This is a genomic window from Mycolicibacterium aubagnense, from assembly GCF_010730955.1.
GTDB classification, from domain to species: Bacteria; Actinomycetota; Actinomycetes; order Mycobacteriales; family Mycobacteriaceae; genus Mycobacterium; species Mycobacterium aubagnense.
Window position 1 is genome coordinate 534477 of record NZ_AP022577.1, and the last position, 14384, is coordinate 548860.

The 14384-nt window shown below is 64.9% G+C and carries 9 protein-coding genes and 1 pseudogene; 7 read left to right on the forward strand and 3 right to left on the reverse strand.

Going from position 1 to position 14384, the window contains the following annotated elements; genetic code table 11:
* Window positions 1-45 precede the first annotated feature (45 nt).
* Together G6N59_RS02790 and G6N59_RS02795 are read right to left on the reverse strand one after the other, a co-directional pair.
* Entirely contained in the window at window positions 46-966 is a 921-nt protein-coding gene (locus G6N59_RS02790) for an alpha/beta hydrolase (protein WP_138230821.1), read from the reverse strand.
* 120 nt (window positions 967-1086) lie between these two features.
* The gene (locus G6N59_RS02795; RefSeq protein ID WP_138230822.1) at window positions 1087-1881 is read right to left on the reverse strand and encodes an MBL fold metallo-hydrolase; all 795 of its coding nucleotides are present in this window, start codon (window positions 1879-1881) and stop codon (window positions 1087-1089) included.
* 271 nt (window positions 1882-2152) lie between these two features.
* On the opposite strand from G6N59_RS02795, the pseudogene G6N59_RS02800 reads away from it, so the two are divergent.
* The 6 genes and pseudogenes from G6N59_RS02800 (at window position 2153) to G6N59_RS02825 (ending at window position 10008) form a co-directional block, all read left to right on the forward strand.
* Window positions 2153-3215: pseudogene (locus tag G6N59_RS02800) on the forward strand (cupin domain-containing protein).
* Between the two features lie 94 nt (window positions 3216-3309).
* Entirely contained in the window at window positions 3310-4995 is a 1686-nt protein-coding gene (locus G6N59_RS02805) for a GMC family oxidoreductase (RefSeq protein ID WP_138230829.1), read from the forward strand.
* A 445-nt stretch (window positions 4996-5440) separates the two neighbouring features.
* Window positions 5441-6505 (forward strand): cupin domain-containing protein, encoded by a 1065-nt coding sequence (locus G6N59_RS02810; RefSeq protein WP_163910896.1) that lies wholly within the window; start codon window positions 5441-5443, stop codon window positions 6503-6505.
* Window positions 6506-6545: 40 nt separating this feature from the next.
* A complete protein-coding gene (locus G6N59_RS02815) occupies window positions 6546-7373 on the forward strand; it encodes an alpha/beta fold hydrolase (RefSeq protein WP_138233559.1) in 828 nt (275 codons plus the stop codon).
* A gap of 13 nt (window positions 7374-7386) precedes the next feature.
* Entirely contained in the window at window positions 7387-8478 is a 1092-nt protein-coding gene (locus G6N59_RS02820; RefSeq protein WP_138233558.1) for an NADH:flavin oxidoreductase/NADH oxidase, read from the forward strand.
* Window positions 8479-8772: 294 nt separating this feature from the next.
* Entirely contained in the window at window positions 8773-10008 is a 1236-nt protein-coding gene (locus G6N59_RS02825) for an IS256 family transposase (protein ID WP_041799755.1), read from the forward strand.
* 128 nt (window positions 10009-10136) lie between these two features.
* Here the strand turns inward: G6N59_RS02825 and G6N59_RS02830 are convergent, their stop codons facing one another.
* Entirely contained in the window at window positions 10137-11333 is a 1197-nt protein-coding gene (locus G6N59_RS02830; RefSeq protein ID WP_138229286.1) for an alpha/beta hydrolase family protein, read from the reverse strand.
* A gap of 352 nt (window positions 11334-11685) precedes the next feature.
* On the opposite strand from G6N59_RS02830, the gene G6N59_RS02835 reads away from it, so the two are divergent.
* Window positions 11686-14346, forward strand: a complete 2661-nt coding sequence (locus tag G6N59_RS02835) for an alpha/beta hydrolase fold domain-containing protein (protein WP_138229287.1) — start codon at window positions 11686-11688, stop codon at window positions 14344-14346.
* Window positions 14347-14384 lie beyond the last annotated feature (38 nt).

Genomic DNA, 14384 nt, shown 5'->3' on the forward strand with positions numbered 1-14384 from the left:
CATTCGAGCCAAATCGAAGCCGCCGGGGTTGAGCGGCCGCACCAGTCAGCCTGTGGCAGCGGTGATTCGGTCAAGCAGCCACGTATTGATCCCGTCGAGGGCCGCTTCGGCCATTGCCGTCGGATGTCCGGTGAACCCGTGGGGTGACTCAGGATAGATTCTGATGTCGACGCCGTTGCCAGCGGCGCAGAGCCGACTGGCCATCGCGAGGTTGTCTTCCAACAGAACGTCTTTGGCCCCGACGACCATCAGGACCGGAGGCAGGCCGTGCAGGTCGCCGTAGACCGGCGAGATATCCGCGACGGTCCGGTCTTTCGCATGGCCGACGTATGCCTCAAGGAAGTATTCATCCGCGATGCGTCGGCCGGCGGGGGTCTGCGCGCTCAGATCGAACGTCCCGAACTGCAGCATGGCGCCGGCGACACCGCCCACGTCTCCGCTGTCTCTGAGTCGCAGCAGGGTGGTCATGGCCAGCGTCGCACCCGCTGACCGTCCGCCGATCACCAGTCGCGACGACCCGAAGCGGGCTTCGGCGTGTCCGATGAGCCACCGTGCGACGGACTCGCAATCATCGGGCGCAGACGGCCAGGGATGTTCGGGCGCCAGCCGGTAGTCGACACTGACCACGGCTATGCCCAGGGAGACCGCAAGCTCGCGATTACGCACATCATCTCGCGCTGCGCAGTCCAGGTAGAAGCCGCCACCGTGGATGTCCAGGTAGACACCGCGCGCTGCGACGTCGCCGGGCATGAAGATCCTGACGGGGACTTGGACTCCCCCGCATCGCACGACGTCCTCTTCGGCCGGTGGATCTGATGGAGCCGAGGCAGCCCTCGCTGTCCTGACCGCCATCAACTCCTCGACAGTGCCCGGGCCGCGTCCGGCCGGCCTCACGTCGTAGAAGCGCCGGGTATCTTCGACCAGCTCCGCGGCCACGTCGACCAGCAGATCCTCGGCCCTGACCACGTACCATCCTCGATTCGACCATCGAACTCATCAAGCCACCGTCAGCGAACAAAGAGCCGCGCGCCGTAAATCCGATGCGCCCCAGCACCCTACTGCAATCGTGACAGTTGCTTGGCTTGCTCAGACCGCGACGAACCGACGCTGGCCACCCGTCTTGATCACCCGCCCGAACCGCATACCCGGGAAGTGCGCGGCGACAAGGAAATCCCCCGTGGCGGCGGCCTCGTCGGCGATCCGGTTCCGTGCCGCTGACGCCGCTGCCGGGTCGAGATCCCAGATCACCTGCCAGTCCCTCTCGCTGAACTGGACGACAGAGTGCGCGATGTCGCCGAGAAGCAGCGCCCGCTCGCCCCGTGACGACACCACGTACATCACCGAACCGGGTGTGTGCCCAGGAGTGTGGACCGCATCGATCCCGGGAGCCACGGTGAAATCGGTATCGAACAACTCCAGTTGCGATTCAATCGGGGTGAGCTTCTCGATAGCGGCGTCGGCTGCATCCGGGCCGGTGACGAAATGCTCCCAGTCGGTACGATGGACTCTGAAAGTGGCTCTGGGGAAGACGATCTCACCCCGATGGCTCGCCCAGCCGACGTGGTCGAAGTGGAGATGAGTGAAGACGACGTCGGTGACATCGCCCGGCGCAATCCCGCGATCACGCAGACTGTCCAGCAGTCCGCCGCCGACATACTTCCCGTCGTCGTACGCACCCACCCCGGCATCGACGAGGACCACCTGATCGCCGGTCGTGATACAGAACCCACCCAACGGAAGCTCCAGGGTTCCGTCTGACCGGACTTCATCGGGATGACACGCCCATGCATCAGCGACATTTGGGCGACTGAGGATCTCGGCTGCAACTTCGATCCCGGTGCCGTCATGTACGGGCAAGATCCTGAGTTCACCGATGTTCACCTATGGCTCCGTCCGCTACTCGTGCTCGGACGCTCGGATCCCGCCGCTGTTGGAGTCGCATCGCTGTCGTAGATGGCTGGCACGCCTCCACGAACCTGGGCAGTGCGGGCTTTATTCCTCCCGCCGGAGTCAGAGCTGCCGCGCGTTACCGCCAGCAGGAAGGGACGAGGTAGCGCTTCCGGCAGCCCGTGATTGCCGCCGGCGTCCATGACGGCAGACTCTCAGTCGACAACAGTGACATCTGACGGCTTCAACAACCAGGAGGCTTCTTATGACCACGTCCGCTGCCCGCAGCAGCCACACCGTCTCGCTCCTCAGCGGCGAGATTGTCGAGGAGTCCGAGCTGGGTTCGATGCGCCGGGTCACCGTTGATGCCTTGCCGATCCTCAAGAATCTGTCGATCAAGCGGCTGTTGCTCAACCCCGGAGCCATGCGCACCCCACACTGGCACGCGAACGCCAACGAACTGACGTACTGCGTGTCGGGGACTGCGTTGGTGTCCGTCCTGGACAACCACAGCTCGTTCTCGAACTTCATCGTCACGGCCGGGCAGATGTTCCACATCGAATCCGGTGCGCTGCACCACATCGAGAACATCGGCACCGACGTCGCCGAGTTCATCATCGCCTTCCGCAACGAACGTCCCGAGGACTTCGGCCTGGGCGCTACCTTCGGAGCGTTCACCGACGCCGTGCTGGGCAACACATACGACCTCCCGTCGTCCGACATCACCAAGATCCGTCGCAGCACCGTCGACCACAAACTGGCAGCCCGCACCGGCAATCCGACGGTGCCTGCTGCTGCGTCGTTCAATGATCCGCACAAGTTCGACATCGAAGCCCAAGCGCCCGGCTCAACTTCGCCAGTGGTAACGCACGCTTCGCCCGCGACCAGTTCTGGCCCGCACTCAGGACATCTCGATGTACTCGTTGCGTATCACCGAAAACGGTATGCGCGAACCGCATTGGCATCCGGTCACCGCTGAGATGGGCTACGTGCATTACGGCGACGCGCGCATGACCATCATGAATCCGGACGGCACCCTGGACACCTGGAACCTCACCACCGGAGACATGTACTTCATCCCCCGGGCCTATCCCCATCACATCGAGAACATCGGCACCGACGACTGGCATTTCCTGATCTTCTTCGATCAGCCGTTCCCCGCCGACATTGGCTTCAAAGCCTCAGCCAGCGCCTACTCACGAGAAGTCCTGGCCGCCGCGTTCAACACCCACATCGATGATCTGCCGGCGTTCCCCTTCACTCCCGCAGACCCGCTGGTGGTCTCCCGGGTGAACCCCGTCGACGCACACGGCGTCGGCCAACTCTGATTCTCCACACGCGGTACGTGAATGCACCCGCACCGGGCGGTCATCGCGCACACTAGGACACGCCGTCCGCTGCCATGGAGGATCGATTCTCAGAATGAGCCCCGCCGCCGAATATGACTTCATCATCGTGGGCGCAGGCAGTGCGGGCTGCCTGCTCGCCAACCGGCTCAGCGCCAACCCCGATCACCGGGTCCTGCTGATCGAGGCCGGCGGCAAAGACAACTGGTTCTGGATCAAGGTGCCGGTGGGCTACCTGTACACCATCGCCAACCCGCGCACCGACTGGTGCTTCACGACCGAGGCCGACCCAGGTCTGGCCGGCCGCAGCATTCACTACGCGCGGGGCCGCGTCATCGGCGGCTGTTCGTCGATCAACGCCATGATCCACATGCGTGGCCAGGCCTCCGATTACGTCCTCTGGGCGCAGGCCACCGGTGACGAGCGCTGGCTGTGGGGCGGCGCTGACGGTCCCGGCGAGACGCTGGCGATCTACAAGCAGTTGGAGGACTACTTCGGCGGGGCCGACGACTGGCATGGCGCTGGTGGCGAGATCCGCGTCGAGCAGCCGCGGGTGCGCTGGAAGATCTTGGATGCCTGGCAGGCCGCCGCTGCCCAGGTAGGCATCGCCCCAATCGATGAGTTCAATCGGGGCGACAACTCCGGCAGCGCCTACTTTCACGTCAACCAACGGCGTGGCCGGCGCTGGTCGATGGCTGATGCCTTCCTGCATCCCATCGCCCACCGGCCCAATCTCACCGTCTACACCGAGACTCAGGCCGTGCGGCTGCTGCTGGACGACCAGGTCCAGGAGCAGCAGCGTCACGGTGCCTGGACCACGGCTCAGCGCCGCGCCACCGGCGTGCGCCTGCTCAAAGATGGCCGAATGATCGACGTCCAAGCGCGCCGGGAGGTGATCCTGACCGCCGGCGCCATCGGCTCGCCGCAGCTCATGCAGGCCTCGGGCCTGGGCCCGGCCGGGCTGCTCACCCAGCATCACGTGCCGGTGGCGGTCGATCTGCCCGGAGTTGGCGAGAACCTCCAGGACCACCTGCAGCTGCGAACGGTGTACCGCATCCAAGGCGCCCGGACCGTCAACACGCTGTACCGGAATTGGATCACCCGTGGTGGCATGGGACTTCAGTACGTGATGCTGCGCTCCGGGCCGATGACCATGCCGCCCTCGACGTTGGGGGCTTTCGCGAAAAGCGATCCGGCACTGGCCAGTCCCGATCTGGAGTGGCATGTGCAGCCGTTGTCCTTGCCCAAGTTCGGCGACCCGCTGCACCCCTTCGGAGCGATCACTCCTTCAGTCTGCAATCTGCGCCCCACCTCGCGTGGGCACGTCCGCATAGCCAGCGCGGATCCGTTGACCAACCCGAAAATCTCCTGCAATTACCTGTCCACTGATGCCGATCAGCACGCCGCCGTCACGGGCCTGCGGATGACGCGGGAGATCATGGCGGCACCAGCACTGGCCCCCTATCACCCGGACGAGCTGCTGCCCGGCCCACAAGTGGTGAGCGACGATGATCTGCAGCAGGCGGCCCGTGAACTCGGCACGACCATCTTCCATCCGGTGGGCACCTGTGCGATGGGAGCATTTGACCCGCAAGGTGTTCCACGGTCAGCGGCCACGGTGCTCGACACTGACTTTCGCGTGTATCGCGTCGCCGGCCTTCGCGTGGCCGATGCCTCGGCGATGCCCACCATCACGTCGGGCAACACCAACGCGCCGGTCATGTTGATCGCCGAGCGCGCAGCTCAGGCGATCCTGGGATAAGTCGGCCGACACCGAGAAGTTCGCCGGTTTGGCAAATTTCGACTCTCCCGCGACCCAGTAATCTGGTGAATAGCCGACTGTGCCCCAACGTTTTTCGCAACAGACTGCCGACCTGTTCGTGTCTCAATCGACGTGACATTCCGCCATGTCATCGAGGTACGACGCCACCGCCCCCCGGAGAAGACGACCTGCACGTGTCTGCCAGGCGACCGGTCAGGCGGTGCTGGCACCTGTGGGCCCACAAACTGGTCAGTCATCCGACTGATGACGACGCAACGCGTTTTGCGGACACTTGGATCCGTCGAGGGGCGCCTTCCTGCTACCGCTAGCAGGAAGGCGCGAGGTAGCGCTTCCGGCAGCCCGTGATTGCCGCCGGCGTCCATGACGGCAGACTCTCAGTCGACAACAGTGACATCTGACGGCTTCAACAACCAGGAGGCTTCTTATGACCACGTCCGCTGCCCGCAGCAGCCACACCGTCTCGCTCCTCAGCGGCGAGATTGTCGAGGAGTCCGAGCTGGGTTCGATGCGCCGGGTCACCGTTGATGCCTTGCCGATCCTCAAGAATCTGTCGATCAAGCGGCTGTTGCTCAACCCCGGAGCCATGCGCACCCCACACTGGCACGCGAACGCCAACGAACTGACGTACTGCGTGTCGGGGACTGCGTTGGTGTCCGTCCTGGACAACCACAGCTCGTTCTCGAACTTCATCGTCACGGCCGGGCAGATGTTCCACATCGAATCCGGTGCGCTGCACCACATCGAGAACATCGGCACCGACGTCGCCGAGTTCATCATCGCCTTCCGCAACGAACGTCCCGAGGACTTCGGCCTGGGCGCTACCTTCGGAGCGTTCACCGACGCCGTGCTGGGCAACACATACGACCTCCCGTCGTCCGACATCACCAAGATCCGTCGCAGCACCGTCGACCACAAACTGGCAGCCCGCACCGGCAACGCGACGGTGCCTGCTGCTGCGTCGTTCAATGATCCGCACAAGTTCGACATCGAAGCCCAAGCGCCCGGGCTCAACTTCGCCAGTGGTAACGCACGCTTCGCCCGCGACCAGTTCTGGCCCGCACTCAAGGACATCTCGATGTACTCGTTGCGTATCACCGAAAACGGTATGCGCGAACCGCATTGGCATCCGGTCACCGCTGAGATGGGCTACGTGCATTACGGCGACGCGCGCATGACCATCATGAATCCGGACGGCACCCTGGACACCTGGAACCTCACCACCGGAGACATGTACTTCATCCCCCGGGCCTATCCCCATCACATCGAGAACATCGGCACCGACGACTGGCATTTCCTGATCTTCTTCGATCAGCCGTTCCCCGCCGACATTGGCTTCAAAGCCTCAGCCAGCGCCTACTCACGAGAAGTCCTGGCCGCCGCGTTCAACACCCACATCGATGATCTGCCGGCGTTCCCCTTCACTCCCGCAGACCCGCTGGTGGTCTCCCGGGTGAACCCCGTCGACGCACACGGCGTCGGCCAACTCTGACCCTGCCGACCACCGATCCGACAACCGAAGGAACACAACCATGTCGACCATCACCACCACCGACGGCACCGAGATCTTCTACAAGGACTGGGGAACAGGGCAGCCCATCGTGTTCAGCCACGGCTGGCCACTGTCCTCAGATGACTGGGACACCCAGATGCTGTTCTTCCTGGCGCAGGGCTACCGCGTCATCGCCCACGACCGTCGCGGCCACGGCCGATCCACCCAGACCCCCGAAGGACACGATCTCGACCATTACGCCGACGACCTGGCCGCGCTGGTCCATGCACTGGACCTGCACGACGCGGTACATGTCGGACATTCCACCGGCGGCGGCGAGGTGGTCCGCTACCTGGCCCGCCACGGTCAGGCCCGAGCATCCAAAGCCGCACTCATCAGCGCGGTCCCGCCGCTGATGGTTCGCGCCGAGGCCAATCCCGAAGGCCTGCCCAAATCTGTTTTCGACGGTCTGCAAGCACAATTGGCGGCCAACCGCTCGGAGTTCTATCGGGCGCTGCCGTCAGGGCCGTTCTACAACTTCGACAAGCCCGGTGTGCAGTCCTCGGAAGCGATCATCGAAAACTGGTGGCGCCAAGGCATGATGGGCGACGCTCTGTCGCACTACGACGGCATCGTCGCGTTCTCGCAGACCGATTTCACCGAAGATCTCAAGACGATCACCATCCCGACCCTGGTGATGCACAGCGTCGATGACCAAATCGTGCCGTATGTCGCCTCCGGCCCGAAATCAGCTGAACTGCTGCAGAACGGGACGCTCAAGACATACCGCGACAACTTCCCGCACGGTATGCCCACCACCCACGCCGACGTCATCAACGCCGATCTGCTCGACTTCCTGAAAGCCTGACCGGAGCACACTCATGCCGCATCTGTTCACTCCACTGACGTTGCGGGACATCACCTTCGCCCATCGTGCGTGGATGTCACCGATGATGCAGTTCGCCGCCGTACCCGCGGGGCCCGACACCGGCATACCCACTGACTGGCATTTACAGCACCTGGGCTCCCGAGCGGTCGCCGGAGCCGCACTGGTCATGGTCGAGGCCACCGCCGTACACCCCACCGGTCGCAGCAGTCATCACGACCTCGGGCTGTGGAACGACCGCCAGACAGCTGCATTTCGCCGCATCACCGAATTCCTGCTAACCCAAGGTGCGGTGCCGGGCATCCAGATCGTGCACGCCGGGCGCAAGGGATCCACCGGTGTGCCCTGGCCCGATGACAAACGACCCGCCCACGAGGACTGGGGCACCGTTGGCCCCAGCGAGGTGCCGTTCGGCCGGCTCCCCTCTCCCACCGAGCTGAGCGTCGGTGACATCGCGACAACAGTCGATGCCTTCGCAGCGGCCGCCCGGCGTGCCGCTACGGCAGGCTTTCAGGTACTCGAGATCCACGGTGCGCACGGGTATCTCATCCACCAGTTCCTCTCGCCGCATTCCAACCACCGCCGCGACGACTACGGAGGATCGCTGGAGCACCGGATGCGATTCGCCGTGGAAGTGGCCGCTGCGGTGCGCGCGAATTGGCCGCAAGGACTACCGCTGTTCTTCCGGGTCTCGGCCACCGACTGGCTTGCCGGCGACACCGACGACCTACGCCCCGGGTGGACGCTGGCCGACACGTTGGAGCTGGCCGGTCGGCTCAAGGGCGTCGGCGTCGATCTGATCGACGTGTCCTCGGGCGGGTCGGCACCCGACGCCGCCATCCCGGTCGCACCCAGCTACCAGGTCCCGTTCTCGGCCCGTATCCGCAAAGAAATCGATATCCCCACCGCCGCAGTGGGACTCATCACTGCGGCGGAACAGGCCGACACCATCATCGCCGACGGCGAGGCCGACGCGGTGTTCCTGGCGCGGGTGCTGCTGCGGAACCCGGCATGGATCACCCAAGCCGCCGAGGAACTCGGCCATGTGCTCCCGCACCCGCCGCGATATGCGCGGGCTTTCGGCTGACATGCGTGCCCTCGTCATCGGAGGGTCCCTGGGCGGGCCGGCCTATCAGTCGGCGTTGGGCCCGGCGGGTCCGCAATACCTATCGGCTGACGGGCTGAGCACTACCCACACGCACTGACGGCGCCGAGAACTCCCGGTCTGCGCCGGGCGCGGGCAGCGGGGTTGCGTCCATCAAGGTGGTGTACGAGTCGGACCTGATCAGCGGTACCGGCGTGTCGTAGCCGAGTGATTGAAGGTCATCGCGTGATTCTTCGAGAGACCGTCCAAAGTCACTCGAGCAAAGGAATCGACGCGATGACCACTGCCCACAATATCGATCTGCCCACTGTGCTGGCCGAACGACTCACCACTGCCCATCCCGACGTGCTGCGCGAGCTGCTGGCCACGTTCATCCACACCCTGATGGGCGCCGAAGCCGACGCCCTATGCGGTGCCGGCTACGGCGAACGCTCGGCTGAGCGCACCAATTCCCGCAACGGCTACCGACACCGTCAATTCGACACCCGTGCAGGGACTTTGGATCTTGCGATCCCGAAGCTGCGGCAAGGATCCTACTTCCCGGACTGGCTGCTGGAGCGCCGTAAACGCGCCGAGCGGGCCCTGACCACGGTGGTGGCGACGTGTTACCTGCTTGGTGTCTCGACGCGGCGGATGGACAAGCTGGTCGAGACCCTGGGCATCACGTCGTTGTCGAAGTCGCAGGTGTCGGTGATGGCCAAGGAACTCGACGCCGCCGTGGAGGCGTTCCGGACCCGGCCGCTCGATGCCGGCCCGTATACGTTCGTCGCTGCGGACGCTCTGGTGCTCAAGGTGCGTGAAGCCGGCCGGGTGGTCAACGTGCACGCCCTGATCGCCGTCGGGGTCAACGCCGAGGGCTACCGCGAGATCCTGGGAATCGATGTCACGACCGCTGAGGACGGGGCGGGCTGGTTGACGTTCTGGCGGTCGTTGACCGCCCGCGGCCTGTCCGGGGTCAAACTGGTCACCAGCGACGCCCACGCCGGGCTGGTCGCCGCCATCGGGGCCACCCTGCCCGGAGCGGCGTGGCAGCGCTGCAGAACCCACTACACGACCAACCTGATGTCCGTCACTCCCAAGAGTTCGTGGCCCTGGGTGCGCACCCTGCTGCACTCGGTGTTCGACCAACCTGACGCTGAATCCGTTGCTGCTCAATATGATCGGATCATCGACGCATTGTCCGACAAGCTGCCCAATGTCGCCGATCACCTCGAAGCGGCGCGGCCGGATCTGCTGGCGTTCACCGCGTTCCCCAAGCAGATCTGGCGCCAGATCTGGAGCAACAATCCCCAGGAACGACTCAACAAGGAGATCCGCCGGCGCACCGACGTCGTGGGCATCTTCCCCGACCGCGCGGCCCTGATCCGTCTCGTCGGAGCAGTGCTGGCCGAACAACACGACGAATGGGCCGAGTCGCGGCGCTACCTCGGCCTCGACGTTCTGAGCAAATCACGCACCGTCAACGACACCCCAACCGAACAGGAGGCTACCCCCGCGGCACTGCCCGCCTGACCCAACTACCTCGAAGAATCACACGACGACGTCATACACCACGTCCCTGGACTTGACCGGCAGCGCATCGACGCGCAGCAGCGCCTGTCCGCTGTCTGGGGGCAGGCGCCGCTACGCGAGAAGTGTTTCTAGGCCAGTGTTCTGTGCAGGAAGTTGAAGACGGTTTGATGCAGTAGGTACATCGCGCCTTCGTGGCAGTGTGCGCCGGCACCGTCGGCGCTGCGCATCACGACGTGTTCGTGCGGCGCCCGCAACTGACCGGCGACGTGTGCGGCCTGCCCGGCAAACACCTTGTCGTCCTCACCTTCGAGCAGCAGGGTGGGAGTCTGGATCTGGTGGATGTCCTCATCGGTGAGCGTGTAAGCGGCTGTGCTGCGGACGTATTCAGCAAAATTGGAGACGCCGTTGACCCACACGCCGTTCTGCAGACCCCAGCGGGCATTGGTGTCGTCTTTGATCATCGTCTCCAGCAGGGGCAGCGCTTCGGCATCGCGGCCCTGCTCGATCAGCGCCAGGGTGTCCGCCGGGATCGGCGGGTAGGACGCGTAGAAGGTGGTCATACCGTCATTGCAGACGATGGCTGCGGACCGGTGGTCGTGGGCCGCGTACCGGGACACCAGATAACCGCCGAGGCTGTAGCCGAAGTGCACTATCTTGTGAGGATCGATGTCGTGAACAGTCAACGCGTAATCGACCACGGGGCCCAGCACGTTCTCCCAGTCAGGCCGATACGGAACTTTCTTCTCGCGGATCATCCATCCCTGGCCGGGTCCGTCGTAGGCCAAGAAGTTGTACCCGCGCCGCAGCGCCGCGGCACCGATGACGAAGAATCCCTCTTCGCGAGTGGAGTCGAAACCGTTGGTGTAGATGACGGTTGGGCGTGGAGTGCCGCTGTCGTCGACCAAGAACAGGTAGCCGGGCAGCGAGTCACCCTCGAACGGAATCTCCACTTCCCGGAAGGGGCCGTCCAGCAACCGGCCGCCCTTGACCATGTAGTCCTTGGACAGCCGGGACAGCTCCAGGACTGCAGGATCGTTGAGCGGGTCCTTGCGCCGGTAGAACTCGGCGGAGCGGTAGTAGCTCGATGCCCGTAGGAACGCCTCACGGGCACTGACGGTGTCCCCGATCTCCAGGGAGTCCTCACCGCGTTGCGCGGTGCGTTCCGCGGTGGCCTTCCACGCTGCAGTCCAGGCATCCTCGTCTCCTTCGGGGATCTGCGCGGTGGTGACGACGACTTCGCCGATATCGGACCCGGCGTCAGCAGCGAATCCTGCCGCGCGCAGCGTCTCGAACTTGAAGGCCTCGTCGGTGAAGATGAACTCCATGATCCACTCCTGCTTCGGGCTCCCCTTGTGGGAGAGCGTTTCTCGTCCACACTCTGCGCTCCCCCGGCCCGGGTGCCATCAGTCAGCCGACTGATGGTCCTGTCTGTCTGGCGAGCGAGTGAAGGAATCTGACCTGTCGATCATTTCGGGCATCGGCACCACGGTCATCACCGCTCGCGGGCAATGCAACCCACTGGATTCCGCACTCCGCACTACCGGCTAGCGGTACCCGAGTCGCATGGCCAGGCAGGAACCCGGTGTGCGGTGACGACCCGGACCCACCAGTCACGTGACCGATGACGGTCGAGGTGTTCGTGCGGCACGGTAGGGCATCACTGTGGGAAGGGATTCGATGGCCGACGAGTACGTGACAACGGGTGCACTCGATCCCACGGTGCGCGCCATCCTCGGCCGTGCCACCGGGCGCCACCAACACAGCAGCAGCGACGTCGACAGACCTGAGGATCGGCACGAAACGCCCGCCCACCCCGTTCACGAACACTGGCCCGTCATCGACACCGACCACGAGGAATGGACGGTGGTCGATTGCGAGCATGCCGGCCGGATCAACGTCCGCCTCGTCCGGCCCACCGCGGTGACCGATCCCGTCCCGGCCATCGTGTACATCCGTGGCGGAGACCTGCTGTCCGGAGCCCCTGCGACCCGGGATCGCCTCGTGCAGCATCTTGTTCAACACACTGGCGCCGCCGTGGTCTGTCCCGATTACGGCTCTGCCTGGGATGCGCGTCATCGGCAGACCGTCGAGCAGATCCATACCGTGTGCCGATGGGTCACCACCACCGGCGCCGCCCACGGCATCGACCCCACCCGTATCGCGATCGCCGGCGATTCCATCGGCGCCACCCTGGCGATCAGTGTGGCGCTGATGTCGTTGCGCAGCAACGATGTTCACCTCAGTTTCCTGGCGGCCCTGTGCCCACTCATCGACCCCTCACAGGCAATGCCGTCACACCGGACGTTCGCCGAAGGCTTCTTGCTGTCCAGCGCCACCGCGCGACGCTGGTGGCAGCACTACACCGGCGACGAGACACCGACGGGGACCCTCGTGCAGGGAATCGACCCCGACACGCTGGCGGGATTACCGCCCACTTTGATCATCACCGCCGAAGCCGATCCTGTCCGCGATGAGGGTGAAGCCCTGGCGGCCACACTGCGCGCTGCAGGCGTGGAAACCACATCGGCGCGTTACGGCGGGACGGTACACGATTTCGTGGCCCTTGACGCGCTGGCCGCAACCCCCGCGGTCACCGCCGCCCTGCAGCAGACCACCGCCACACTGGCGCTCGCACTGGGCTGCTCGGCAGGATCCGGCGACAACCCCGCCGCCCCGGAAATGTCTGAGCAACAGTGGCATCTGTTGTCCACCTACGGAATTCGCCAGAGCGTGAGCGCCGGCGATACTCTCTTCCAGGCAGGGCAGGCCGGATGCGACATGATCGTTGTCGAGACCGGCACAGTGGAAGTGGTGCGCAGGGCCAGTACCGACACCGCCGAGACGCTGGTGGCACACTACGGGCCCAGACAATTCACCGGCGAACTCAACCTGCTGACCGGGCAGGCCACCTATTTCGACGCCATGGCCGCCACCGCAGGCACCGTTCTGCGCATCGACCCGTCGCACTTCCGCCGCCTGATGGACGAACAACCCGACCTGTCCGACCTGATCCTGCGGGCACTGGTCGCGCGGCGGCAGAATCTGCTGAGCCGCCAGGCCGCCACCATCGAAGTGCTCGCCGGCGCACCATCGGCCGGCACCCTGGCCCTGCACACCTACCTCGACCGCCTCCAATTGCCCTTCACCTGGACCGACTTTCACTCCGAGGCAGGCGCGCGCCTCGCCCGCGACACCGGTCTGCACCCGAACGACCTGCCCGCGATCGTGACCGCAGAAGCAGTGATTCGTCGCGCCACACCCACCCGCCTCGCGCACGCGTTCGGATTCACCAGCACCGCAGCTGAGGACGCCGACGTCGAGGTGGTCATCATCGGCGCCGGTCCCGCGGGCCTGGGCGCGGCCGTGTATGGAGCCTCCGAAGGCCTACGGACACTGGTCGTCGAAGCCGTCGCTCCGGGTGGTCAGGCCGCCAGCAGCTCACGCATCGAGAACTACCTGGGGTTCACCTCCGGGCTCAGTGGTGCCGACCTCACCGGTCGAGCCGCCATCCAGGCCCAGAAATTCGGGGCGCGCATCGATTCCCCGCGCAGAGCTGTCGGCGTCGAAGCCACCGCGAGCGGGATCTACATCAAGCTGGCCGACTCCACCACGATCACCACCCGTGCGGTCATCATCGCCACCGGAGCACACTATCGATCGTTGCCACTGGACCGGTGGGCCGAATTCGAGGGAGCTGGAATCTATTACGCTGCAACCGAACTGGAGGCCAGGCGGTGCACCGCGGCACCGGTCACCGTCGTCGGGGGCGCGAACTCAGCCGGCCAGGCCGCCCTGTTTCTCGCCGAGCGCGCCAGCCGGGTCGATATCTGTGTGCGCAGTAGCTCGCTGACGGTAGGCATGTCGGCATACCTGGCCGACCGGATCCTGGCCCATCCCCGGATCACGGTTCACATCCGCACCGAGGTGACGGCGTTGTCCGGCACTGATCGGTTGGCCGCGATCACGATGACCACCCTCGGCCCCGATGGACGGCCCGTCTCCGCTGATCATGACTGCGTCGGCCTGTTCTGCTTCATCGGCGCCGCGCCCGCCACTGAGTGGCTCACCGACTTCGCCCTCGACGATCACGGGTTCATCCTCACCGACGCCCAGATACCGGACAGTGCCCTCGGCGACCGGTGGACTGAACTGGGTCGCCGACCGCTGCCTTTTGAAACCAGCGTCCCGGGAATCATGGCCGTCGGCGATGTCCGATCTGGCTCGATCAAAAGGGTCGCTGCGGCTGTCGGCGAGGGTTCCAGTGCCATCAGTTCCGTGCATGCCGCTTTGGCCACCAGGGCGGCACCATCTGCCGCCGGCGACGAAATTGTGTGCTGAAGCTCAACCGGCCGGTGCGGTAGCGACCGGCATCCGTG